The sequence below is a fragment of the Streptomyces fradiae ATCC 10745 = DSM 40063 genome (genome assembly GCF_008704425.1).
In the GTDB taxonomy this organism is placed as follows: domain Bacteria; phylum Actinomycetota; class Actinomycetes; order Streptomycetales; family Streptomycetaceae; genus Streptomyces; species Streptomyces fradiae.
The window spans coordinates 4,015,620-4,039,224 of sequence record NZ_CP023696.1; the positions used below are offsets into that span (position 1 = coordinate 4,015,620).

26 protein-coding genes are annotated in these 23,605 nt (G+C 73.6%); 8 read left to right on the top strand and 18 right to left on the bottom strand.

From position 1 onward, the window contains the following. Positions 1–74: 74 nt before the first annotated feature. The 11 genes from CP974_RS17970 to CP974_RS29690 form a co-directional block, all read right to left on the bottom strand. On the bottom strand, positions 75–338 hold the full coding sequence (locus CP974_RS17970; protein WP_031132824.1) for a hypothetical protein: 264 nt from the start codon (positions 336–338) through the stop codon (positions 75–77). Then, positions 325–558: a hypothetical protein gene (locus CP974_RS17975; protein WP_031132823.1), complete on the bottom strand. Its 234-nt coding sequence runs from the start codon at positions 556–558 to the stop codon at positions 325–327. The genes CP974_RS17970 and CP974_RS17975 overlap by 14 nt, the downstream gene beginning before the upstream one ends. Before the next feature lie 273 nt (positions 559–831). After that, a complete protein-coding gene (locus CP974_RS17980; RefSeq protein ID WP_031132297.1) occupies positions 832–1,743 on the bottom strand; it encodes a peptidoglycan-binding protein in 912 nt (303 codons plus the stop codon). Between the two features lie 185 nt (positions 1,744–1,928). After that, entirely contained in the window at positions 1,929–3,374 is a 1,446-nt protein-coding gene (locus tag CP974_RS17985; RefSeq protein WP_031132295.1) for a hypothetical protein, read from the bottom strand. A gap of 453 nt (positions 3,375–3,827) precedes the next feature. Beyond that, positions 3,828–4,544: a hypothetical protein gene (locus CP974_RS17990; protein ID WP_031132293.1), complete on the bottom strand. Its 717-nt coding sequence runs from the start codon at positions 4,542–4,544 to the stop codon at positions 3,828–3,830. 3 nt (positions 4,545–4,547) lie between these two features. After that, positions 4,548–5,654: a hypothetical protein gene (locus tag CP974_RS17995; RefSeq protein ID WP_031132291.1), complete on the bottom strand. Its 1,107-nt coding sequence runs from the start codon at positions 5,652–5,654 to the stop codon at positions 4,548–4,550. 8 nt (positions 5,655–5,662) lie between these two features. Further along, on the bottom strand, positions 5,663–6,865 hold the full coding sequence (locus tag CP974_RS18000; RefSeq protein WP_031132289.1) for a hypothetical protein: 1,203 nt from the start codon (positions 6,863–6,865) through the stop codon (positions 5,663–5,665). A 236-nt stretch (positions 6,866–7,101) separates the two neighbouring features. Continuing rightward, positions 7,102–8,037, bottom strand: a complete 936-nt coding sequence (locus CP974_RS18005; protein ID WP_031132282.1) for a phage distal tail protein — start codon at positions 8,035–8,037, stop codon at positions 7,102–7,104. Positions 8,038–8,149: 112 nt separating this feature from the next. After that, on the bottom strand, positions 8,150–9,445 hold the full coding sequence (locus CP974_RS18010; protein ID WP_031132279.1) for a phage tail tape measure protein: 1,296 nt from the start codon (positions 9,443–9,445) through the stop codon (positions 8,150–8,152). Next, a complete protein-coding gene (locus CP974_RS18015; RefSeq protein ID WP_031132278.1) occupies positions 9,442–10,641 on the bottom strand; it encodes a phage tail family protein in 1,200 nt (399 codons plus the stop codon). The genes CP974_RS18010 and CP974_RS18015 overlap by 4 nt, the downstream gene beginning before the upstream one ends. A gap of 20 nt (positions 10,642–10,661) precedes the next feature. Beyond that, on the bottom strand, positions 10,662–11,588 hold the full coding sequence (locus tag CP974_RS29690; RefSeq protein WP_031132276.1) for a hypothetical protein: 927 nt from the start codon (positions 11,586–11,588) through the stop codon (positions 10,662–10,664). 113 nt (positions 11,589–11,701) lie between these two features. On the opposite strand from CP974_RS29690, the gene CP974_RS18025 reads away from it, so the two are divergent. Beyond that, complete coding sequence (locus CP974_RS18025) at positions 11,702–12,088, top strand: DUF3592 domain-containing protein (RefSeq protein ID WP_031132273.1); 387 nt, start codon at positions 11,702–11,704, stop codon at positions 12,086–12,088. On the opposite strand, the gene CP974_RS18030 is transcribed toward CP974_RS18025, so the two are convergent. The 4 genes from CP974_RS18030 to CP974_RS18045 form a co-directional block, all read right to left on the bottom strand. Beyond that, a complete protein-coding gene (locus CP974_RS18030; RefSeq protein ID WP_037938047.1) occupies positions 12,081–12,452 on the bottom strand; it encodes a hypothetical protein in 372 nt (123 codons plus the stop codon). The genes CP974_RS18025 and CP974_RS18030 overlap by 8 nt on opposite strands. Positions 12,453–12,517: 65 nt before the next feature. Continuing rightward, positions 12,518–12,808 (bottom strand): hypothetical protein, encoded by a 291-nt coding sequence (locus CP974_RS18035; RefSeq protein WP_031132270.1) that lies wholly within the window; start codon positions 12,806–12,808, stop codon positions 12,518–12,520. 94 nt (positions 12,809–12,902) lie between these two features. After that, positions 12,903–13,499, bottom strand: coding sequence for a phage tail tube protein (locus CP974_RS18040; RefSeq protein WP_031132269.1), 597 nt, complete (start codon positions 13,497–13,499; stop codon positions 12,903–12,905). Positions 13,500–13,670: 171 nt separating this feature from the next. Next, positions 13,671–14,078 (bottom strand): hypothetical protein, encoded by a 408-nt coding sequence (locus CP974_RS18045; protein WP_031132267.1) that lies wholly within the window; start codon positions 14,076–14,078, stop codon positions 13,671–13,673. A gap of 366 nt (positions 14,079–14,444) precedes the next feature. Here CP974_RS18045 and CP974_RS18050 point away from each other — a divergent pair, with 366 nt between their 5' ends. Further along, a complete protein-coding gene (locus CP974_RS18050; protein WP_223844394.1) occupies positions 14,445–14,729 on the top strand; it encodes a hypothetical protein in 285 nt (94 codons plus the stop codon). Between the two features lie 257 nt (positions 14,730–14,986). On the opposite strand, the gene CP974_RS18055 is transcribed toward CP974_RS18050, so the two are convergent. The 3 genes from CP974_RS18055 to CP974_RS18065 all read right to left on the bottom strand — a co-directional run bounded on the left by CP974_RS18055 (position 14,987) and on the right by CP974_RS18065 (position 16,505). After that, the gene (locus CP974_RS18055; protein ID WP_031132265.1) at positions 14,987–15,184 is read right to left on the bottom strand and encodes a hypothetical protein; all 198 of its coding nucleotides are present in this window, start codon (positions 15,182–15,184) and stop codon (positions 14,987–14,989) included. A 23-nt stretch (positions 15,185–15,207) separates the two neighbouring features. After that, the gene (locus CP974_RS18060; protein WP_051839496.1) at positions 15,208–15,999 is read right to left on the bottom strand and encodes a hypothetical protein; all 792 of its coding nucleotides are present in this window, start codon (positions 15,997–15,999) and stop codon (positions 15,208–15,210) included. A 179-nt stretch (positions 16,000–16,178) separates the two neighbouring features. Next, the gene (locus CP974_RS18065; protein ID WP_223844393.1) at positions 16,179–16,505 is read right to left on the bottom strand and encodes a WhiB family transcriptional regulator; all 327 of its coding nucleotides are present in this window, start codon (positions 16,503–16,505) and stop codon (positions 16,179–16,181) included. Between the two features lie 200 nt (positions 16,506–16,705). Between CP974_RS18065 and CP974_RS18070 the strand changes: the two genes are divergently transcribed. From CP974_RS18070 to tuf, 6 genes are all read left to right on the top strand, one after another. Continuing rightward, complete coding sequence (locus CP974_RS18070; protein WP_031132262.1) at positions 16,706–17,146, top strand: helix-turn-helix domain-containing protein; 441 nt, start codon at positions 16,706–16,708, stop codon at positions 17,144–17,146. Between the two features lie 440 nt (positions 17,147–17,586). Then, a complete protein-coding gene (locus CP974_RS18075; RefSeq protein WP_150485828.1) occupies positions 17,587–18,489 on the top strand; it encodes a hypothetical protein in 903 nt (300 codons plus the stop codon). A gap of 515 nt (positions 18,490–19,004) precedes the next feature. Continuing rightward, the gene (gene rpsL / locus CP974_RS18080; RefSeq protein WP_003948652.1) at positions 19,005–19,376 is read left to right on the top strand and encodes a 30S ribosomal protein S12; all 372 of its coding nucleotides are present in this window, start codon (positions 19,005–19,007) and stop codon (positions 19,374–19,376) included. A gap of 2 nt (positions 19,377–19,378) precedes the next feature. Further along, positions 19,379–19,849: a 30S ribosomal protein S7 gene (gene rpsG, locus CP974_RS18085; RefSeq protein WP_023587042.1), complete on the top strand. Its 471-nt coding sequence runs from the start codon at positions 19,379–19,381 to the stop codon at positions 19,847–19,849. A 39-nt stretch (positions 19,850–19,888) separates the two neighbouring features. Then, the gene (gene fusA, locus CP974_RS18090; protein WP_031134101.1) at positions 19,889–22,015 is read left to right on the top strand and encodes an elongation factor G; all 2,127 of its coding nucleotides are present in this window, start codon (positions 19,889–19,891) and stop codon (positions 22,013–22,015) included. A 162-nt stretch (positions 22,016–22,177) separates the two neighbouring features. Next, positions 22,178–23,371: an elongation factor Tu gene (tuf, locus tag CP974_RS18095; protein WP_031134103.1), complete on the top strand. Its 1,194-nt coding sequence runs from the start codon at positions 22,178–22,180 to the stop codon at positions 23,369–23,371. The last annotated feature ends 234 nt before the right edge of the window (positions 23,372–23,605 follow it).

Sequence of the window (23,605 nt, forward strand, 5' to 3'; positions counted from 1 at the left end):
GGGCCCGGTCGCCCGGTGTCTCCGGGGCGGCCGTGCCGTGAGGGCGGCGGGCCGGTGGGCGTGGGCGGGGCCGGTCAGTGCGCGGCGAGCTGCCAGAGGGTGAGGAGGAGGCCGGCGCTCGCGGTCAGGGCGGCGATGCTCGCCAGCGGCCAGCGGGCCCGTTCCAGGGCGTCCAGGCGGGACTCCATGTCGGCGAGCTGCTTGTCGGTCTGGTCGCTGCGCTGGACGAGCAGGGCGAGCGAGCCGTCGACGCGGGCCAGCCCCGCCTCCAGGGTGCCGCGCATCCGCTCCAGCTCGATGGCGACGGTGAGCGGGTCGTGCGGGTCAGTCTCGCCCATCGGCGCCTCCCGGTGCGGTGCGCAGCCAGGACGGCAGGAGGCGCTGGACGGTGTCGAGGGCCATGATCCGGGTGAGCGCGCCCGCGACGGCCAGGGCCCCGGCGACCCAGGGCAGGGTCTCCGGGAGGTCGGCGGCGTCGACGACCGCGGGCAGCACGACGGCGATGCCGACGGCGGTTTGCAGGACGGTGCGGGCCGTGCGCTTGGCGGCCTCGGACATGGTGGTGCTCCTTACGGGGTGGGGCCGCGTGGCCTGTGGGGCGGTGCGGCGGGGCCGGGCGGGTGGGGCGGCGGGGCCGGACCCGGCCGGGTGGGGCTGCGGTGCGGGTGCGGGGCCGGGGGTGTGGGGCATGTGGTGGTGGGGTGCGGGGCCGGGGGTGTGGGGCATGTGGTGGGGTGAGGGGGCCGGGCCGATGGGTGCGGGGCGGAGGGGCGTCAGGGTGCGGGGCGGAGGGGCGTGGGGCGCCGGGCCCGGCGCCCCCGTGGGGCGGGATCAGGCGGTGTACGGGACCTTCAGCACGTTCCACGAGGTGGCGCCCGGCCAGCCGTCGGCGTCGGCGCCGGTGTAGCCGAGCTTGCGCTGCCAGGCCGCGTACGACCGCCGGTCGGCCTCCGACCAGCGGGGTCCCGGGCCGACCCGGTAGCGGCCGCAGCCCTCGGCCACCAGGCGGCGGCCCATCGCGGTGATGATCGGCGAGTCGGGGTGCGACCGGAAGAACGCGGCGCCCGGGAACGGCTGGTGGCGGGGCGTGGCGGGTCTCGGAGCGGTGGGCTTCTGCGGGGCGGGGGCCGCGCCGAGCCGTCGCTGGACCCGCTCGCGCAGCCCGGCCATGGCGAAGCCGCGCGGGTCGATCTTGTGGGCGGACCACTCCAGGTGGCCGATGACGGAGCGGGCGCCCCAGCCGTGCGCCCGGCACAGGGCGGCGCCGACCCGTTCGACCGCGTCGAGCTGGGCGGCGGGCCACGGGTCGGAGCCGTCGCCGAGGTTGACGCACTCGAAGCCGTAGAAGCGGGCGTTCCCGTCGACGGCGCCGGGGCTGCCCTGGTGGGCGCGGGGGAGGGGCGGGCGGTCCCGGTACGTCTCGGTGATGACCGCCTGGAGCACGGAGGGGTCGCCGCCGCCGGCGTGGTTGGCGCGCCCGCCGCCGACGAGGTGGACGGTGCCGTCCTTGGCGATCACGCCGTGGCACAGGGGGCCCGGCAGGCCCGCGTACCCCCGTGCGCACAGGTCGACGGAGGCGGCGGTGCCGCTGGTGACGGTGTGGTGGATCATCACGCCGTTGACCGGGCCCCAGGCGCCGGCCCGGTTGCGGTGGTGGGTGCGCCAGCCGGGGCGCTCGACGACGCGGACGCCCTCGGCGCGCAGGGCGGCGAGGAGCCGGTCGGGGGAGAGGGGGGCTGCCATGGGCGTCCTTCCTGGGGAGGTGGGAGGGGTGGGGGGCGCGCCGGGCCCGGGGGAGGCCCGGGGGCCCCGGCCGGTGGTGGCCGGTGCGGGGCCCCCGGCGCGGGGCCCCCGGCGCGGGGGCGCGGGGCGCGTGACGCTGGGGGGTGGGCGTGGGCGTGGGCGTGGGCGCGGGGCGCTGGGGTGCGTCAGGCGAGCGCCGCCCAGATCGCGTTGGAGTCGGCGACTACCGTCGACGGGGTGAACGAGGCGGGCAGCGAGGTCTGCCCCGTGGTCGCCAGCCGTCCGTGGCGGATGAAGGCGCCGGGCATCCGGGCGCTGCCGCCCGGCGCCTCGCCCATGGACGCGCCGCGCAGGAAGCCCGGCCCGCCGTTGGTCGGGTTCGGGCCGTTGACCAGCAGCGCCACCCAGTAGTTGCCGGGTGCGGCGGCGTACGGGGTGCCGAGCGGGAGGACGAACGTCTTCCCCTCGGTCGCGGTGAGCAGGCCGTTCAGCGCGGCCGTCTGGCCGACCTTGGTCCCGGAGCCGGTGTACAGGCCGGCGAAGGAGGCCGCCGCGAGGGTGCCGCCCGCGTACCCGGCGACGTAGAAGACGACGTTCCGCACGGTGGTGGCCGCGTGCAGCGGGACGCCGATCAGGTAGACCCAGCCGTTGATGCAGTACTGCACGGTGTTGCCCGAGGAGGCGGCCGGGTCGAACGCCCAGCAGGAGAAGCCCATGGCGGCGGGGGACCAGGTGCCCGCGGCGGACACGGAGTCGACGTAGCCGCGCCGTACGAGGTGGTCGGCCGCCGACGGGTCGGCGCCGGTGGCGGGCGGGGTCGCGAAGGTCTTGGCGCCGGTCACCGTCTGGTCGCCGGTGACCAGCACGGCGTCGCCCTCGGCGACCGCCGACAGGTCGGCGGCGGTGAGCTGGACGGCTCCCGTCCGGCCGTTGACGGTCTTCACCGGGGCCGCGTCGAGGCCCAGGTAGCGGGTGTCGGCGGCGGCCGGTGTCAGGGCGCCGAGGTCGGCGGCGGTGACGGTGACGGCGCCGGTGCGGCCGTTGACCGAGGAGACGGCGCCCGCGAGGTCGGGGAGCTGCGTCCCCGGCACCTTGCCGTCGGGGCCGAGGCTCGCCACGCCGCCGGCCGCGCCCGCCTGGTTCGCGGCGATGGCGGAGACGTCCTGCGCGGTGAGGGTGATGTCCGGTGCGGTGAACCCGTTGACGGAGCGGACCGGGCCCGCCGGGCCGGCCGGACCCATCTGCCCGGCCGGGCCGGGCGGCCCCGGAACGGCCACGTAGTGGGGGGTGTTCGGGTCGGCCGGGGCCGCGTCGGCCAGGTCGACCGCCGGCTGGGCGGCGGGCAGCGCGAGCTGGTACACGCGGGTGCGGCCGAGACCGGCGAGCTTCTCGGTCACCTGGTAGGTCCAGTCGACCGGGTTCCAGCCGGGGGCGTCGGTGGCGGGCAGCACCACGTCGATCCGGCCCTCGCCGTCGAGGCGGGCGACGGTCGGTCCGCCGACGAAGACGTCGGCGGCGGCGTGGGTGAGCAGGGACGGCGGGCGGAACTCGACGGAGCCGCCCATCGGGGAGCCGTCCGGGGTCAGGTAGCGGGCGGTGACCCGGACGGTGGGGATGGATTCGGGGAGCACGAGGGGTCCTCCTTGGGGTGTTACGGGTGCGGGACCCGGCCGGGGCGGCTCGGTGCGGGGGTGGGGGTGGGGGTGCGGTCGGACTGACGGGGGCCGGTGGCGTGGGCGCCGCCGGGGTGCCGGCGGGGTGCCGGTCGCGGGGCGACGGGCTGCCGGCCGGGGGAGGGGCGGCGGGCTGCCGGTCGCGGGGGGACGCGCAGCCGTTCGCGGGGTGGGGTGTCGCCCCGTGTCGCCCCGCGTCGGGCGGCGCCGCGTGGCGCCGCGTGGCCCACCGGCCTCGGACTGGTGGGCGGAGCCCGATGGGCGGTGCCTGGTGGGCCCAGCCTGGTGGGTCGAGCCGAGTGGCGAGGTGGTGAGCCCGGGGGCGCGGCCGGGGGCCGGGGTGCCGGTGTCGTACGGCCGGGGGTGGAGGGCGGCCCGGCCCTGGAGCCGCGGGGCCGGGCCGCTCCGGGGTCAGGACTGGACGCCGTACAGCGCGAGGGGGCGGCAGCGGACCGTGTCGCCCGCCGCGGCGACCCTCGCCTGGATCTCGAAGGTGACCGTCGCGCTGAACCCGGCCGCCAGCGACTCCCGGAACTCCAGGTCGGCGCCGGGCCCGCCCGCGGGCCCCACCTGGACCCCGTCGACGAGGAGGCGCACCTCCGCGCCCGCCGGGCCCCGCACGGCGATCCGGGCGTACAGCCTCGGGTGCTGGGAGATGGCCGGGCCGCTGTAGAGCGTGGTCCAGGAGGTGTTCCCGGTCGCCTCCCAGCGGGCCGTGTCGACCGGCCGGGGCAGCGGGTACGGGATGTACGGGCGGGCCAGGCCGCGCTGCGCGGCGTCGTCGGCGACGACGACGTTGCCCCGCCGGTCGAAGATCTGCACCGGCTGGGTCTCCAGCCGGTCCGGCGCGGTCGTCCGCACGGTCAGCGCCATCGACCCGTCGTCCCGGCGGACCATCAGGCCCTGCTGCGGGGTGTCCGGGCCGCGGTCGGGCTGGACCCGGCCCATGTGGATCAGGTCCTCCCCGTCGGCGGTCCGGACGCGCAGCCGGCCGCCGCCGCCGATGACGACCTCGCCGTCGCTGATCTGGTTGAGGGCCGGGGTGGTGTTCGCGCTGCCCATCAGGTCCCTGACCTGCCGCTCCAGGGCGCGGATGCGGTCCAGCAGGTCGGTGGGGATGATCGCCAAGGGTTACACCCCTTCCAGGTAGAGCGTCGCCGTCTCCGGCTTGGTGCGCTGCGGCGGGTTCACGGCGAGGCCGACGATCCGGTAGTGGGCGTCGAGCCCGTCCTGGTGCCACAGGTCGGTGACGCGCAGCCGGATCCGGGCCCCGAGCAGCGCCGGGGTGATCCGGCCGTCGAGGACGACGGTCAGTTCCGGGATCTGCTCGGGCCGGCGCTGCCGCGCCAGCTCGGCCCTGGCCAGGGAGCGGAGGGTGGCCGTGTCCGTGACCCCGGTGTGGTCCGAGGTGCGCTCCAGCCGGGGCCACCCGGCTGCCAGGTCGGCCGGCTCGCTCTCCACGGCCGTCACGGGCAGCGAGTCCCGGGTCTGGTCGGTGTTGGCGGACTCGCCGCGCGCCACCCACACGTTCGCCTGCACGGTCGCGTCCGTCGGCAGGCTGTACGACAGGACGGAGCCGGGGTGGTCCAGGACGATGTCGGCCTGGCTCGTCTCGATCCGCGGGTGCCCGAGCTGGAGGCGCTTGACGCGGCGGCCCTGGCCGTCGCGGTAGCAGTGGACGCGCCACTCGAAGCCGTCCGCGAGCTGGGCCAGCTTGTCGAGAAGCTCCCGGACCCGGGTCAGGGCCGTGTAGCCGGACGCGAAGTCGCGGTGGACGCCGGACATCTCGGCGCCCAGGCTGATCCCGATGTCGCCGCCCTCCTGCTCCTGGGCGTGCGCCACCAGGGCGCGGGCGATGTCGAACTGGTCGGCCTGGAGGAGCAGCAGGTCGGCCGAGAGGATGCGGTGGTCCAGGTACGAGTCGAAGGTGCCGGCCTGGAACTGCACCGTCATCCGGCCCTGCTCGTCGGCGGCGGGGGTGCAGGTCCACAGCACCCCGCCCCACCAGACGTCCCCGTCCCGCTCCAGCCAGACCGCCGTGCGGCCGGGCCTGAGGGCCTCCTTGGCGCGGGCGGCCAGGGCCGGCTCGGGCAGGGGGACGGTGGCCGTCAGGGAGCCGGGCTTGCCGATGAAGTCGTCGAACTTGGCCTCCGTGAGCGGCAGGGCGTCGAGCACCTGGTCGGTGCGCAGGTCGCAGAAGACGGCCCGGTAGACGGGCGTGGTGACGGCTCGGCTCATGGGGCGGCTCACAGCACCGGGTCGACGCGGACGAACCGGTTGTCGAACCACGCCTTGTTGCCGGTGGCCGACGAGCAGTACGCGCCGACCGCCGTGTACACCGTGTGCGGCTTGAGCCCGTTGACCCGGAAGGTGTGCGTGACGGAGTGCAGGGTCTTGCCGGTCGTGTGCGCGGACCGCACCTCGTGGGCCGAGACCACGACGGCGCCGGCCAGCCGGATGGTGGCGCTCATCTTCGACCAGCCGGTGTCGACCGGGTTGTTGCCGAGGTAGCCGACGGTGACGAGCACGGTGCCGGAGACCGGCGTGGTGAACGAGGCGGAGACGGTCGGTCCCGTGGTGTCGGTGAGGGCCTCCACCCAGCCGGTGGAGGAGCAGTAGCCGCCGTCGTTGTTGTACGCCCAGCCGGAGGACGGCACGATCGGCCGCCACACCGCGCCGTCCCAGCGCTGGAGGCTGCCGCCCTCGTCGCGGTACTGGCCCGCGTACTCGCCGGCCGCCAGCGCGCCCTGCGGGGCGACGCCGCCGACGTGCCGCGGGTACGACACCCAGCGGGTGCCGTCCCACCGCTGGAGGTGGGAGGCGTTGTCGCGGTACTGGCCCGCGTACCCGCCCGGGATGTCGCGGTTCCACGACTCGGCGAGGATGCCGCCGACGGCGACCGTGGGGTGGCGCAGGTCGTACACGGCCTTGGACCAGTCCAGGCCGCCGGTGCCGACGGACGCCCCGGCCGGGACGTGGACGCTGGCCAGCGCGAGCGCGCCCTCCGGCACCGGCAGCGGCTCCGGGGCGGGCGCGGGCGCGCCCTTGAGGATCTCCAGGACGGCCTCGGTGCGCCCGGAGGCGGGGTCGAACTGGGCGTCGTACACGCGCAGCAGGACCAGGTCGACGCGCGGGTTGTTGGCGTCGCCGTCGTCGAAGGTGATCTGCGAGTAGTCGGTGACGACGACCGGGTAGGCACCGGCCGCGGGGGAGCCCTGGACGACGGCCCGGCCCGGTGCGACGTTCGCCGTCATCCCGGCGGTGTCACCGTAGACGTACAGGCCGTCCATGATGTACCGGCCGTCCTTGGAGCCGGGGACGACGCCGGAGACGGTCGTCAGCGCGCCGCTGGGGGCCATGGTGCCGGTGGGGGCGAGGCGGGTGTCGGAGCGGGTCTGGCCGGACTCGGTCGCGGTGCGGTTGACCAGCCATGCGCTGCGTACGGGCATGTTGTCCTCCTGTGGGTGCGGTGACGTGCGGTGGGGTGGCGTGCGGTGGGGTGGCGTGCGGTGGGGGCGGCACGCGGTGCGGTGGCGTGCGGTGGCCTCGCGGGGCGGGGCGGTGCGGTGCGGTGGCGTGCGGTGCGGGGGTCGGGGGGCGCGGGGCCGCGGACTTCGGGGCGCGCGGGGGAGCATGAGGGCCCCGGCCTACGGACCGTCGCCCCGGAGGGGCGGCCGGGCGGCCGTCACCAGTGGGCGTCGCGCCAGCGGACCGTGACCGAGGCGCTCGGGTCGGGCGTCAGGTCCTCGGAGCGGAAGGCGAGCGTCGTACCGCCCGGCTCCAGCCGGAACAGCTGCTCCGGCATCGAGGTGGACGTCGCCGTGTAGAGCCGGGACGCCGTGCCGTTGAGCAGGACCGTGCCCGCCTCGGTGTCGACGGTGAGGACCTCGCCGGCGCCGAGCACGATGTCGTACTGGAGCTGGCCGCCGTCACCGAGGCGGCTCAGGGTCGGCCGGCGCACCGGGCCCCGGAACTCGATCACCGGGTGCGCGGCGGCCCCGCCCTCGTTGACGGCGGTGAAGCTGCCCGCCCCGGCGTCGCCGCCCCACTCCACCGGCCACTCCAGCCCGCTGCCGGCCTCGTTCTCCCACTCCAGTCCGGGCTCGGGCACCGGCAGCAGGGCCTGCCCCTCGCGCCTGACCGTGCTGAAGCGGCGCGGGTCGGTCGCCGTCCACTGGAGGCTGGCCTTGCCCGTGCCCTGCCGCAGGTACGCGCGGTCCTGGGGGACCACCCGGCGGCTGACCCGGGCGCGTACGGCGAGCGTCTCGCCGTGCAGGCGCACCGCGAGCCAGCGCTCCCCGCCCTCCGGCCCGGTGGCCGCGCGGAACGCGGCGGTGGTGCCGGCGGCCTCGGCCGCGGTGGGCGGTACCAGCCAGACGGTGGCCGTCACCAGGCGCGGCTGCGCCCAGACCGCGCCGGGCCAGGCGCCGTGCCGGTCGGGCCGGGGGACGTCACCCGTGTCGAGGGTGGGCAGGTCGTCCCAGCCGGTGATGCCGGAACGGTCGATCTGGTACGGCGTGCCGGGGCCCATCAGCAGGCCGGCCCACTGGATCTGCCCGTCGCGGGTGATCAGTGAGCCGGGCGCGGCCTCGTTCGTGTACGCGGTCGTGGTCTCGGCCATGGCGGGCCGTCACCTCGCTTTCGTCGGGACTTTCGTCGGGGCTCGTCGGGGCTCTCGTCTGGGCGCGTCTGGGCGCGCCGGGGCTCGTCGGGACTCTCGTCGGGCCGTGCCCTCAGGCCGCGGTCCGGTGCAGGAACAGCAGGTCCTCGGCGATGGCGAGGGCGCTGCGGCCCTCCGGTTCGCGGTAGGCGTGCAGCCGGGCGCGGTGCGGGGGGCGGGGGGCGTCCGCGGGGCCCGCCCGGTGCCCGGCCTCGGCCGGCCTGAGCCGGTCGAGCGAGGAGAGGGGGCGTACGGCGGATGCGCCGTCGCGCCCGGGGTCGACGACGCCGCCGTCCGCGAGCTGCGGGATCCTGTCGAGGTCGACGCCGAACTTCTTGCCGAGGAACTCGCCGCTGAGACTGTTGAGACCGTCGATGACCTGGTTGGCGAAGGCGATCAGGCCCTTGATGGGGCCGGTGATGACCCCGGCGAGCGCCTGGAGCCCGGTGGAGACGAAGTCGCCCATGCCGCCGAGGGTCCTGGAGATGGCGTCCCGCACACGGGTGAACATCGCGGGGACCTTGCCGGTGATCCAGTCCAGGACGGGCCGGAGGGCCGACCGGAAGGCGTTCCAGGGGCGGCGCACGAGGTCGCTGAGGGCCCGGGTGGCCCGGGAGACGGCGCCCCCGGCCTTGCCGAGGTCCCCGGAGACGGCGGCGCCGACGACCGTGGCGACGGTCGTGACGACGACGCCCACGGCCTTGAAGTACGAGCCGACGACGGTGCCGTAGAAGGTGACGACGGGGCCGAGGAACTTCGCGATCCCCTGGAAGGTCTTCAGGACGTGGCCGAAGACCTGCTTCATGATCTTCTGGCCGGTCTCGGTGTGCATGGCGTACTCGACGATGGCGGCCACGACCGGCACGATGATGCCGGCGAGGAAGCCGAACGGGTTGGCGCGCATGGCGACGTTGGCGGCCATCATGGCCGCCGCGGCGGCGCCGAGGCCGATGCCCAGGACGGTCATGACCCTGGAGAGCGGGCCGGTCGCCCTGCCCAGGAGGCCGGCCACACCGCCGAACGAGCCGGCGCCGGACGCGAGCGACCTCAGCGGCGCCGCGGCGCCCCTGGCCTGGCCCCCGCCGCGCCTGACCCGCGTGCCGGTGGCGGCGGCGGTGCGGCCGGCCTTGGTGAGGGACCGGTCGGCACTCTCGGCGCGCGCCTTGGCCTGCTGGACCTGGGCGGCGGCGGACGCGGCGGAGGGGCGGACGCGGTCCAGGGCCGCGGAGCCCCGGCCGAGTCCGCCGCGTACGCCGGCCGTCGCGCGGGTCGCCGCCCGGACCTGGCCCCGGAAGGAGGAGAGCGCCCCGGAGAGGCCCCGCAGGTGGGGAGTGATCCCGTTCACCTGGGCGGCCAGGGCGGCGCTCATCCGCGCGCCTTGGAGAGGAACAGCAGGGCGGAGGCGGTCTCCCGCAGGTCGCTGGAGGTCGCCTCGTAGTAGTTCTCGATCCGGAAGCCGTGCTCCGCGCCGGCACCGGAGTCGACCGACCGGGCGCGGGCCGCCCGCGCGGTGTGGCGCAGCAGCCGGTCGAGCTTGGACAGCGGCAGGACGGCCTCGGCCTCGCCGGCCTCGGCGACGATGGCGTGGACGCCGCCGCGCCGGGGCTGGACCACGCCGCCCTCGGCGAGCAGCGGGATCCTCGGCAGGCTGACGCCGAAGGACTTGCCGCCGACGAAGGGCACCCAGCCGGGGATCGAGACCCTGATGCCGTTGAGCTTGCCGATCGCGCCGTTGATCAGCCCGATGACGGCGTTGATCGGGCCCTTCACCGCGCCCTTGATCTTGCCGAAGGCCCGGGCCGCGATGTCCTGGAGGCCGCCCCAGGCGCGCGAGAGCTTGTCCTTGACGGCGGTGAAGGCCCGCGGGACGACGTCCCTGATCCAGTTCACCACCGGCAGGATGACGCGCTTGATGCCGTTCCAGACGCCGGAGACGACGGACCGCACGCCGTTCATCACCGAGGTGATGACCTTCTTGATGGCGTTGAACGTGGACGAGACGACCTTGGACACGGCGTTCACGACCACGGTGACGGACTTCTTGATGCCGTCCCAGACCGTCTTGATCAGCTTGCCGGCCGCCTTCATGATCGGGCCGATGGCCTTCATGACGGCGGTGACGACCTTCTTGACGGCGTCGAAGGCGACCTTGAGGACCTTCTGCATCGTCTTGGAGCGGGCGGCCATCTCGACCACCTTCTCGATGAGCGGCATGAACAGCTCCATGAGCCGGGCGATGAAGTTGCCCTTCATGGACTTGTTGAGGCCGTTCATCCCCTTGGACGCGGTGTCGGCGCCCTTCTTGAACCCGCCGATCTGCGTCCCGCTGGTCATGCCGGTCCTGCCGGCCTTCGCGAGGGACCTGTCGGCCTTGTCGGCCGCCGACTTGAGCTGGTTCAGCTCGCGGGCGGACCCCTGTGCGGCGGTCCGGATGTTCTTGAGCCCCTGCTCACCGCGCGCGGCGCCGGAGCGCAGCCCGTTCATCGCCCGGTCGGTGGCGGTGGACTTGGCCTGGAAATCCTTGAGTGCGTTGGATGCTCTGCCGAGTGAGCGTACGAGAGACATGAGCCACCGGTTTCTGCGTGTCAGCCGCCGTCGGCGGCGCGGGATGTGTCATCCAGGCCCCGCCGGAGCGCACCGAGGTCGCCGGTGGCCCCGCGGACGTCGGGCCGGACCTGGTTGGCCGTCCGTGTGACGGGCCCGAGGGGGTCGGAGGGCGGACGGGGCGTCGTCGGCCGCCTGGCGCGGCGGCGGGTGGGCGGGGTGCGGGCGGGGTCACCGCCGGCACCGGGCTCCGGACGGGCGGCCGCCTGCCGTCGCTCCTCCTCGCGCCGCCGCTCGGCCTCGCGTTGGCGCTCCTCCTCCGCACGGCGAGCCGCCTGCTGCCGTTCGGCCTCGCGTTGGCGCTCCTCCTCGGCGCGCTGCGCTTCCTGGCGCTGCCGCTCCTCCTCGGCGCGGCGGGCCTCCTCGGCACGGCGGCGCTCCTCCTCGGCGCGGCGCCGTTCCTCCTCGCGCATCCGGAGGCGCTCCTCGGGTGACTCCCACCGCTGGTCGGGCGGCAGGCTCTGGCGCCTCTGCTCCGCCTCGCGCGCGAGTTCCTCGCCCAGTGCCCGCTGCTCCCGGCGGCGCGCGATGGGGGGCGGCATGAGGATGCCGTTTCGGCTGTAGTCCCACCCCCATCTGTTTTTCATCATCTCCTCAAGGCTCCACAGCGACGGAAGGGCGGCGTTCAGTACCGCCCATCCGGTCACCAGGGGAACGAGCTCCGCCTTGAAGGAGGTGAATTCAGACTTCAGTCCGTTGAGTTCGGTGGGAACGCGCCAGACCCAGTCCTTGAAGAATTTCTCGTCCTCTTTCTTCTGATCGTCCTTCACCTGGTCCGAGTATCTTGCGACCGCGGCGTTGATCTCCTTCTGGACATCGGCGGTCGTGGTGACGTCCGTGGTGTCCTCGGCGATGCCGTGGCTCTTGAGTCGGGCGGTGAGTTCCGCCTCGGTGATGTAATCCGCCACGTGAGACCTCCCGTGGGTGGCGTGGTTGTAGACTGCGCCCCGTTCGGCGGGACGGGCACATCCGGGGGGTTTCCGTGCATCTGGCGATATCGGGGTATGCGACAGCCGCTGAAGTGATCCTGCTTCTCTGTCTTCCGCTCACCGCGCTGGTCCTGCTGTCCCTTCCGGCGCAGTTGCGCGACCGTCGTCTGAAGCGCCGCGGAATCGAGGCGGAAGCCGTCTGCGTGGAGCGGATCAGGACCAGCGGGGTCACCGTCCATTACGTCCGGTGCCATTTCCGGACGGAGACCGGAATCAAGATCGCCGCGAGGATCAACAGCCCCCGGCCCGCCCCCGAGGTCGGCCAGGGCTTCCCGGTCGTGTACGACCCGCGCAAGCCGTCGGACGCGGCGTCGGCGCAGTACCTGGCGGGCCGGGAGGCGAGGCTCGGCTACGTCTTCCAGGCGGCCCTGGCGGTACTGGTCGCCGCCGCCGTGCTCCTGCTCACGGTCTTCAGCTGAAGAACCGGGCCAGTTCCGCCGGGCTCGGCGGGTCCGGGGCCCGGTCCCGGTCCGGGGCCCCGGCGGGGGCGGGCGCCGTCGGCCGGGGGGCGTCCACGGAGCCGGCAGCCCCGTCGCCCGGCCTCGGTACCGGTACCGGGCGCTCCGGCGGGTCGGCGTCCTCGTCCGAGTGGACCGAGGCGAACATCCAGTTCGCCGCGGCCAGGTGGTCGACGACGGCGGCCAGCAGGTAGTCCGTGGTCGACCAGTCGGCCGCCTCGCCGTCCGTCTCGCTCAGCAGGGCGCTGTCGCGTGGCATGTGCTTGACCAGCACCGCGAGCCGGCGTGACGAGAGCCGGCCGCGGTGCCAGTCCAGCAGGTCCACGCCGTAGTGCCGCAGGAGGTCGGCTTCGAGGGCCTCGGCGTGTTCGGTGACGAACGCGTCGAGGCTCAGCCTTCCCCCAGGCCGAGCCCGGTCTCCTTGCCGTAGGCGTTCAGGATCGCCCCGATGTCCTGCATCGTGACGTCGTGCTTCTCGAAGCGGGCGAACTGCTCGGCGCCGAGCAGCAGCTTCAGCAGGCCGTCCACGTCGTCGTCGTCGAGCCGGCGCAGCGCCTTGGCCGTCGTGCGCGAGAGCTCGGTGGGCAGCTCGAAGGTGTCGCCGTCGAGCTCGAAGGACCAGCCGCGGCCGAGCGCTTCCAGGCGCTGGGCGCGGGCGGCGTTGACGTTGAACGAGGCCATGGTGTCTCCGTATCTCTGTGACGGTGCTGTGCGGTGCGAGTGGGGCGGGTGCCGGGCGGGAGCGGAGGGCTCCCGCCCGGCACCGGGGTGGTGATCAGGCGGTGGCGTACGCCGGGTCCTTCATCACGAAGGTGGCCAGCGGCTCGCCGTCGCCGGACGACAGCGCGGTGAAGGTGACGCCGAGCGACGCGGCCGCCTTGCGGGCGAGCTTGATGTCGTCGGTGGCCGTGACCTGGCCGCGCGGGATGACGAAGCGGTAGGTCACGTCCTTGCCGTCGGTGAACTCCAGGCCGAGGGCCCGCTCGTCGAAGGTCGGCCCGTCCGGCACGTCGAAGGTGAAGACGCCCTGGTTGTCGGCGCCGCCGGGAACGATGTCGGTCTTGCTGCCGCCCATGAAGAACGGCAGCGTGTCCTCGTTGAACTGGAGCATGGAGAACTTCAGCGTCAGGTCGCGGTCCGAGTAGACGAACCGGGCCGGGCTGATGGACTGCCACGTCTCGACCGGGTCGAGCTTGTCCTTCTTGGAGAAGGTCACGCCGTCGGTCGTGGTGTACCCGAGGTCCACCCAGCTGCTGTCCCAGTCGGTGGACGGGGTGGCGGAGAAGGTGGTCGGGAGGGCGGCGCCCAGCGGGGCGACCAGGACCCGTCCGGTGCCGGCGACGCGGATCTCGGAGGCGGAGTTGCCTGCCATGGTGTGCTCCTTGGAGAGGTTCGGTTGGTGCGGTGGGGTCGCCGTGGGTACGGCGAAGGCCCCGCCGGGGCCGGCGGGGCCTGTCTGTGGGTACGGCCGGCGGTCGCCGGTCCGTGGGGGCGCGGGTACGGGCGGAGGCCCGTACGGCGCGGGTGCGGGTGCGGGCCGGGGTCAGCTCGTGCGCACGGAGAGCTGGATCACGCAGAGGTAGCGGTTCGCAGCCGTGTAGACGTAGTCGGGCAGCCAGCGCGGGCCGTCGGCCTCGGCGGCGTCGGTGATGACCGAGGTGCCCAGGACGGTGCCGGCGCATCGCAGCAGCACCGCGCGGGCCGCGTTGGCCAGGACGTGCGCGGCCGTCTTGTCCGGGCCGTACACCTCCAGCTCGATCATCGGCCGGTCGACGTGGAGGTCGTCGACCCAGGCGCCGCCGCGACGGGAGACGATCACGGCCCGCTGGGTGCCGTCGAAGCCGGGCGGCGGCGACTCGTCGACGATCGCCCCCGCCAGCTCCGGCCGGTCGGAGAGGAGGTCCACGACGATGGCCTCCACATCGGGGAAGGTGCTCGGGGCTGAGCTCATGACGGGGAATCACTCCTGTTCGTACGGGGCGGCCGGGCGCCCGGCCGCGTGACCGGACACTGCGGTGAGCGGGCGGTGCCGGGAGAGGGCCCGTGACGGCGCTCGGACACGGACAGTGCCCGGACACACGGGCGGCGGAGCGGTGCCCTGGAGGGATGCGGGCACAGCTCCGCCGCTGCATCCATAGTGATTGAGATCGTGCGAGCGCGCAACTTGTTCGCGCCGAGCCGTGCCTCGTGGGCGCCTTCCGGGTGGTGTGACGGTGCGTCGGAGGCGTACCCTCATGGTTTCGAACAGGCATTCGAAGAAGACGTTCGATGAGGGCGAATGGCAGCTCGCTGTACGAACGGGGAACGGCAGGTGCGTGTGTCCAGCAGTGCCGGCAGTGCTCATGAGCGGCTGACCGACGTGGTCGCCGCCGTCCTGGAGGTCGCCGCGGAGGCGGGCGGGACCGGGGCCTACACGGATGAGACCGCGAGAGTGCTCACCGCGGTGATCGGGAAGATCGGGGCGCGGATCTCGGCCGACGCCGAGGTGCACGGATTCGCGGGCGGCTGGCAGGAGGCCGTCGCCCACCTGGGCAGAAGCCACCCCGATCCGGATGACGCGCGGGTGCTGCCCATACGCCCGGACGGGGACGACGAGCCCTGACGGCGGCGACGCCCCTGACGCGGCGCGCGCACGCGGTGCGCAGCCGGCACCCGCGGTGCGCCCGCACCGCGCTGGTGCCCGGCGTCAGCGGTGCGCCCGCAGCGAGAAGAGGCGGCCACCCCCGGGTCGGGGGTGGCCGCCTCTCTCGGTGCGGCGGGTGATCCGCCGGGCCCGGCCCGCGGGCCGTCCGCCGCCTGCCGGTCGTCGGCGGGCCGTCGGTCGTCAGTGGGCCGTCGGTCGCCGGCGGGTCGTCGGCGTCAGCGGGCCGGGGGCTTTCGCCGGGCCGCCCGCTCCGCCGCGAACACGTCCTCCAGCCGGTAGAGGAGCGCCCGCCCGCGGCGCCCGGACGGGGCCAGGTGGCCGAGCTGGACCCACTTGCGGATGGTGGCCGGGACGACCCCGGCCTCCGTCGCGGCGAGGTCACTGCTGATCAGCGTGTCGGCGGTGACGGTCATGTGCGGTCTCCTTCGGTCGGTGGTCATCCCCGGTCCCCCCGGGAAGCGCGCCTCGGGGCGTCCGGACGGCGCCCGGGGCCCGGCCGCGCGTCCGCCGTCTCGTCCATGGAGGCGTCGATCTCGGCCCGGTCCGCCCCCGCGGCGCCGGCCAGGGCCTCCCACGCGTCCTCGTGCCAGACGTGCCGGTACGCCGGGTCCGTACGGCAGTCGCACGCGGCCGCGTCGCACCGGCAGGCCGGGTTCACGCAGAGCACCGCGCGGCGGGCGGGGAAGGCGCGCAGCGACACCGAGTCGCACCACGGGCAGCGGCCCCGCACCCGGACGACCGACTCCGAGTCGCCCAGCACGCGCGCGCAGCGGCGGGCCATCCGGCGCGACTCGTCCCGTACGTGGGCGGCGAGCGCGGGGTGCGCGGCCACCTCGCCCAGCAGCCCCGCGATCCGGGCCAGCCGCTGCGGAACCCGCGCGTGGCGCGGCCGGCCGAGCCCGAGCTTGTCGTGCACGGCCTCGTCCAGCTCCACGACCCCGTCGGTGATGTCCCGTACGGCGTCGGAGACATGGAGGCGCAGGGGCGCGGCCGAGTACCCGGGCGCGGTCAGGCCGTGCCGCTTCTCCACCAGCAGCGCGTCCCGCCGCTCCGCGCGGATGCGCTCCGCCGCCTCGGGCGAGGGGGCCCGCCGCGCCGGGGCGGCGGCGGGGGAGGGGCGGCCGGGGGCCAGTTCGGTCAGCAGCTCGGGGAACTGCCTGAGCAGCGCCTCGATCCAGAGGGCCGCGTCCTGGACGGTGCGTGCGGCGGTGGTCGTCGGTTCGGCCATGGAGTGCTCCCAGGGTGGTGACGTGGAGTGAGGCGCGGGGTGCCGGACGGGCGCCGGGCGGTGATGGGCGCTGGGCTGGGTCGCGGCGCGTACGGGAGGGGCGGGCCGGGCCTGAGCGCGGGCCGTGGGGGGCGCGCCTGAGGGGCGGGCGGCGGCGCGGGGCGAGCCGTGCGGCGCCCTCAGGCGGCGCGGGCCCCGCCGGTCCCGCCGGTCCCGCCGGTCCTGTGGGTCCCGTCGGTGTCACGGCGGAGCCGGACCGGGCGGCCGTTGCGCCAGAGCCGCCCCCCGCTCACGCCGTCGAACCAGCTCTCGGCGGGTGCCACCGCCTCCAGGCAGCGGCGTACCACCGGGCACCGGCCGCAGGCCGCCAGCGCGGGTGCGGCCTCCGCCTCGCGGCGGGCGAACACGACGTGCGGGGGCAGCCCCGAGCACGCGGCCGCGGCCCGCCAGCCGAAGAACTCCATGACCTCGGACGGCGGCGGGGACGGGTGCGGGGCGGACGGCATGCGGGGCTCCTGAGCGCGGTGGGAAAGGGGACCGGAGAGAGGTCGCGGACACGCACCCTGCCATGTTGCGTGCGAGCCCGCAACTAACTTCGTGTTCCGGCCTTCCCGGAATCTGCACGATGCGTGCGTTCGGGCACGTAATTCCGTGCGCGCAAGCGCGATACTCTGGGCCTCGCTTCGGAGGGAGGCGACCCCACACCATGACCGCCAGTGACCTGGAACAGTTCGCCGCCTGGATCGAGGAACTGATCCGCCGCCGCGGCTTCGACATCGACAGTCCGCGCGGGGGAGGCAAGTCCCGCCTCGCGGACGAGGCCGGCGTCCACCGCGCGGCCATCACCCGGCTGCTGCAGCGCCAGAGCATGCCGGACCTGGAGACGACCCGGCGCCTCGCGCACGTGCTCGGCGTGCCGGTGCGCGACATGCTCATCAGGTCCGGGCGGCTCACGGAGGACGACCTCCCGCTGCCGCAGGCCGACGAGGCGCCGCCGCAGGGCGCGGGGGAGGGCCGCCGCCTGACGCTGGAAGAGGCCGCGGCGGGGCTGGGCGTGCCGGCGGACCAGCGCGAGATGTTCATGAAGGTGGCCGGCCAGTTCCTGCCGCCCGCCCCGGCGCGCCGCGCGCCGCTCGCCAAGGAGTGAGCGGGTGCCGGGCGGCCCGCCACCGCCCGGCCCCCGCCCCCCGGCGCCCGCCCCCCCGGCCCCCGCCGCCCGCCGTTCGGCCCCGTGTTCCCGCCGCCGTCCCGGCCCCGGCCCCGGCTCTGGCGACCCGGCGCGGCCCGGCGCATCGTCACCGTCCACCATCCCGCCCGGGACCACGGGACCGGCGGGAACGCCCGCCACCGCCGCCGCCCGGCCGCGCGCTCCGGACCGTCGGACCGCGCGGCCGGTCCGTGTACCCGCAGTGACCGCCTCCCCGCGTCCCGGTAAGCTGCCCCGGTCTGTCCACTGCTGTTTACACAGGCCGTGGCCCGCACCCGAGCCGCGCGTCTCATGCCACGGGCGAACGCGCATGCGTCGCTCGGGAATGCCTGCGACGCTGGGTGGGCCGGCGGCAACGGGACACGGAGAGAGACGCGTTGATGGTCGAGGGCGAAGGGTGTCCACCGCTCGCGGGCGGTGACGCGGACGACGGCCGCTCCGGCCGCGACGGCTGCCCGGCGGAGGAGCCGTGCCGGGACCCCGCCGACCCCGCCGCTCCGGAACGGACCCGCGAGGGGGAGTCGCCACCCCCGCCCCCGCCCGACGGCTCCCCCGACGACTCCCCTGACGGCCTGCCGGGCCTGCCGGGCCTGCTGGGCCTGCTGGGCCTGCTCGGGCGGCTGCTGGAGGGCCACGCCCCGGACGAGATCGCCCTGCTGCTCCGCGAGGAACTCGAACGCCGCGAGTTCAAGGCGTACGCCGACGGCTGGCGCGACGCCGCCCTCCACTTCACCCCGCTCGTGGAGGAAGCCCGCGCCGCGCGGGGCCGCCCCCTGCGCCTGGTCGACCGGACGCGCGGCCGGGGCTCCGTCATACCGTTCCCGCGCGACCGCCGCCTCCCCTACGCAGCCGACCCGGACCCCGCACCGAAGCACCCGGACCCCGCACCGAAGCGCCCGGCGCCCGGCCACGGCCGCAAGCACGGGTACGAGGCGGCGGGCGACGGCGCGACGACCGAGGAGCCGGCCTCGCGGACCGCAGCCGAACCACCCCCCACCGCAGCGGCGGCCCCGCCGGACGCACCCACCACCCCCACGGCCCCCGCCGCGCCCGGCCGTGCCGACCCGGCGGGCCCCGGTCCGGCCGCCGCCCCCGCCTCGCCCCCGGCCGGGAGCGATGAAGCGTCCTCCTCGGCGCCCCGCCACGCGTTCGTCCCCAAGAGCCGCGGTTCGAAGGTCCCCACCATCCCGAGGATCGCCACCCCGCGCCGCCCCCGGCGCGGCCAGCCCGGAGGGGGCGGGCGCGCCCGGCAGCCCTCCGTCCCCGAGGACGAGGGAGCGTGAGTACGCCCGCCGCTCCCGCCCTCGTACGGCCCGCGTGCCGCCCGGCCCCGCTCGCGTGCGCCGCCTCCCGGTGACGTGCCGCCCGGCCCCGCTCGCGTACCACCGCGCCCCGGCCCCGTACGGCCCGCGTCCCGCCGCCCGCCCACGGCCCCTGTACCACCCGTCCGCGTCCCGCCCCGCCCCCGTACCGCCGCGTCCCGCGTCCCGCCGCCCGCCCGCGCCCCCGCGGCCCCGTCTCCAGGCCCCCCGTGCCGCCCCCGGGGTGGCCGGTGCTGCGCGTGGGCATTTGTTTTGACCCAGGTCCGTACGGTAGGTACGCTCAGACCTTGTGCCTGGGGTGTGCCTGGGCTCGTGTGCGTGTCCTCAACCGCACGGCGAGTCCGCCGACGGCCACCGCGATCTGCGCCCATGTCCGCCTTCCGGCGGGAGTCCGCACGATCCGACACACCCGACCGCGTGGGTCGGCAAAGTTCCAGGTTAGCTTTACTACACGGCACACAGAAACCGGAGAAGTAGTGCCTACGATCCAGCAGCTGGTCCGGAAGGGCCGGCAGGACAAGGTCGAGAAGAACAAGACGCCCGCCCTCGAGGGTTCCCCTCAGCGTCGCGGCGTCTGCACGCGTGTGTTCACGACCACCCCGAAGAAGCCGAACTCGGCCCTCCGCAAGGTCGCGCGTGTGCGTCTGACCTCCGGGATCGAGGTCACGGCTTACATTCCGGGTGAGGGACACAACCTGCAGGAGCACTCCATCGTGCTCGTGCGTGGTGGCCGTGTGAAGGACCTGCCGGGTGTTCGCTACAAGATCATCCGCGGCTCGCTCGACACCCAGGGTGTCAAGAACCGCAAGCAGGCCCGCAGCCGCTACGGCGCCAAGAAGGAGAAGTAAGAATGCCTCGTAAGGGCCCCGCCCCGAAGCGCCCGGTCATCATCGACCCGGTTTACGGTTCTCCTCTGGTGACCTCGCTCATCAACAAGATTCTGCTCAACGGCAAGCGTTCCACCGCCGAGCGCATCGTCTACGGCGCGATGGAGGGCCTTCGCGAGAAGACCGGCCAGGACCCGGTCATCACGCTGAAGCGCGCCCTCGAGAACGTCAAGCCGGCCCTCGAGGTGAAGTCCCGCCGTGTCGGTGGCGCCACCTACCAGGTGCCGATCGAGGTCAAGCCCGGTCGCGCCTCCACTCTCGCGCTGCGCTGGCTCGTGGGCTACTCGCGCGCCCGCCGCGAGAAGACCATGACCGAGCGCCTGATGAACGAGCTGCTGGACGCCTCGAACGGCCTCGGCGCCTCGGTCAAGAAGCGCGAGGACACGCACAAGATGGCCGAGTCCAACAAGGCCTTCGCGCACTACCGCTGGTAGTCGCAACCCACATCGAGACCGAGAGAAGACTGAAGCCTTATGGCTACCACTTCGCTTGACCTGGCCAAGGTCCGCAACATCGGGATCATGGCCCACATCGACGCGGGCAAGACGACCACCACCGAGCGCATCCTCTTCTACACCGGTGTCTCTTACAAGATCGGTGAGGTCCACGACGGCGCTGCCACGATGGACTGGATGGAGCAGGAGCAGGAGCGCGGCATCACGATCACGTCCGCCGCGACGACCTGCCACTGGTCGCTCGAGGACGTCGATCACACCATCAACATCATCGACACCCCGGGTCACGTCGACTTCACCGTCGAGGTGGAGCGTTCGCTCCGCGTCCTCGACGGCGCCGTGACCGTGTTCGACGGTGTGGCCGGTGTGGAGCCGCAGTCCGAGACCGTGTGGCGTCAGGCGGACCGCTACGGCGTTCCGCGTATCTGCTTCGTCAACAAGCTGGACCGTACCGGCGCCGACTTCTTCCGCTGTGTCGGGATGATCTCGGACCGCCTGGGCGCCCAGCCGATCGTCATGCAGCTCCCGATCGGTGCCGAGGCCGACTTCAAGGGCGTCGTCGACCTGGTCCGCATGAAGGCCCTGGTCTACTCCGCCGAGGCGGCCAAGGGCGAGATGTACGACATCGTCGACATCCCGGAGGACCTGGTCGAGCTCGCCGAGGAGTACCGCGGCAAGCTGGTCGAGGCCGTCGCCGAGAACGACGAAGAGACCATGGAGCTGTACCTGGAGGGCGAGGAGCTCTCCGAGGAGCAGCTGTACGCGGCGATCCGTCGTATCACCATCGCCTCCGGCAAGGGCACCGGCACCACGGTGACCCCGGTGTTCTGCGGCACCGCGTTCAAGAACAAGGGCGTCCAGCCCCTGCTCGACGCCGTCGTGCGCTACCTGCCCTCCCCGGTCGACATCGAGGCCATCGAGGGTCAGGACCCGAAGGACGCCGAGGCGGTCATCAAGCGCAAGCCGTCCGACGACGAGCCGCTGTCGGCGCTGGCGTTCAAGATCATGAGCGACCCGCACCTCGGCAAGCTCACCTTCGTCCGGATCTACTCCGGTCGCCTGGACTCCGGCACCTCGGTGCTGAACTCCGTCAAGGGCAAGAAGGAGCGCATCGGCAAGATCTACCGCATGCACGCGAACAAGCGTGAGGAGATCGACTCGGTGGGCGCCGGCGACATCATCGCCGTCATGGGTCTGAAGCAGACCACGACCGGTGAGACGCTGTGCGACGAGAAGTCCCCGGTGATCCTGGAGTCCATGGACTTCCCGGCGCCGGTGATCGAGGTCGCCATCGAGCCCAAGTCCAAGGGTGACCAGGAGAAGCTGGGTGTCGCCATCCAGCGTCTCGCGGAGGAGGACCCCTCCTTCCAGGTGCACACCAACGAGGAGACCGGCCAGACCGTCATCGGCGGTATGGGCGAGCTTCACCTCGAGGTGCTCGTCGACCGCATGAAGCGCGAGTTCAAGGTCGAGGCCAACGTCGGCAAGCCGCAGGTCGCGTACCGTGAGACGATCCGCAAGGCCGTCGAGCGCGTGGACTACACCCACAAGAAGCAGACCGGTGGTACCGGTCAGTTCGCCAAGGTGCAGATCGCGATCGAGCCCATCGAGGGCGGCGACGCCTCGTACGAGTTCGTGAACAAGGTGACCGGTGGCCGCATCCCGAAGGAGTACATCCCTTCGGTCGACGCCGGTGCGCAGGAGGCCATGCAGTTCGGCATCCTCGCCGGGTACGAGATGACCGGCGTGCGCGTCACGCTGCTCGACGGCGCCTACCACGAGGTCGACTCCTCCGAGCTCGCCTTCAAGATCGCCGGCTCGCAGGCCTTCAAGGAGGCCGCGCGCAAGGCGTCCCCCGTGCTCCTCGAGCCGATGATGGCCGTTGAGGTCACCACGCCCGAGGACTACATGGGCGATGTCATCGGTGACATCAACTCCCGCCGTGGCCAGATCCAGGCCATGGAGGAGCGTGCCGGTGCCCGTGTCGTCAAGGGCCTGGTGCCGCTGTCGGAGATGTTCGGCTACGTCGGCGACCTCCGCAGCAAGACCTCGGGTCGCGCAAGCTACTCGATGCAGTTCGACTCCTACGCCGAGGTTCCGCGGAACGTCGCCGAGGAGATCATCGCGAAGGCCAAGGGCGAGTAACTCCACCGAGTTCACGCTTTAGGCTTGTCACCGGATACACCGGGGCGTTCCACCGCACACCGTGCGAGCGGAACGGCGGAGCGCCCCGGGGCCGGCATCCCAGCAAAGATCACCTGGCGCCGATGAGTAAGGCGTACAGAACCACTCCACAGGAGGACCCCAGTGGCGAAGGCGAAGTTCGAGCGGACTAAGCCGCACGTCAACATCGGCACCATCGGTCACATCGACCACGGTAAGACGACCCTCACGGCCGCCATTACCAAGGTGCTGCACGACAAGTACCCGGACCTGAACGAGGCCTCGGCCTTCGACCAGATCGACAAGGCTCCTGAGGAGCGCCAGCGCGGTATCACCATCTCCATCGCGCACGTCGAGTACCAGACCGAGTCGCGTCACTACGCGCACGTGGACTGCCCGGGTCACGCGGACTACATCAAGAACATGATCACCGGTGCCGCTCAGATGGACGGCGCCATCCTCGTGGTCGCCGCCACCGACGGCCCGATGCCGCAGACCAAGGAGCACGTGCTCCTGGCCCGCCAGGTCGGCGTTCCGTACATCGTCGTCGCCCTGAACAAGGCCGACATGGTGGACGACGAGGAGATCCTGGAGCTCGTCGAGCTCGAGGTGCGTGAGCTCCTCTCCGAGTACGAGTTCCCGGGCGACGACGTTCCGGTCGTCAAGGTCTCCGCTCTGAAGGCGCTCGAGGGCGACCCGGAGTGGGCCGAGTCGGTCCTGAACCTGATGAACGCCGTCGACGAGGCCATCCCGCAGCCGGAGCGCGACGTCGACAAGCCGTTCCTCATGCCGATCGAGGACGTCTTCACGATCACCGGTCGCGGTACGGTCGTCACCGGCCGTATCGAGCGTGGTGTCCTGAAGGTCAACGAGACCGTCGACATCATCGGCATCAAGACCGAGAAGACCACCACCACGGTCACCGGCATCGAGATGTTCCGCAAGCTGCTCGACGAGGGCCAGGCCGGTGAGAACGTCGGTCTGCTCCTCCGTGGCATCAAGCGCGAGGACGTCGAGCGCGGCCAGGTCATCATCAAGCCGGGCTCGGTCACCCCGCACACCGAGTTCGAGGCGCAGGCCTACATCCTGTCCAAGGACGAGGGTGGCCGCCACACGCCGTTCTTCAACAACTACCGCCCGCAGTTCTACTTCCGTACCACGGACGTGACCGGCGTCGTGACCCTCCCCGAGGGCACCGAGATGGTCATGCCGGGCGACAACACCACCATGTCGGTCTCGCTGATCCAGCCGGTCGCCATGGAGGAGGGCCTGAAGTTCGCCATCCGTGAGGGTGGCCGGACCGTCGGCGCCGGCCAGGTCACCAAGATCGTCAAGTAAGTTCCTTGACGGCCTGATCGGCTGACCTGGTCACTCCCGGGAGACCTGGAGCGACAGAGGGGCCCCGCACCGAGAGGTGCGGGGCCCTTCGTCATGCCCCCCGCGAGGTCCCACGGGCCGGGTGCGATCCGTCGGGTGGGATCCGTCGGGTGCGGCCCCCGTCGGGTCGGGGGCCGCAGGGTGGGGCGGCGCGCCGCCGGGTGCGGTGCGGCCTGCCGCCGGGGGCGTGACGCG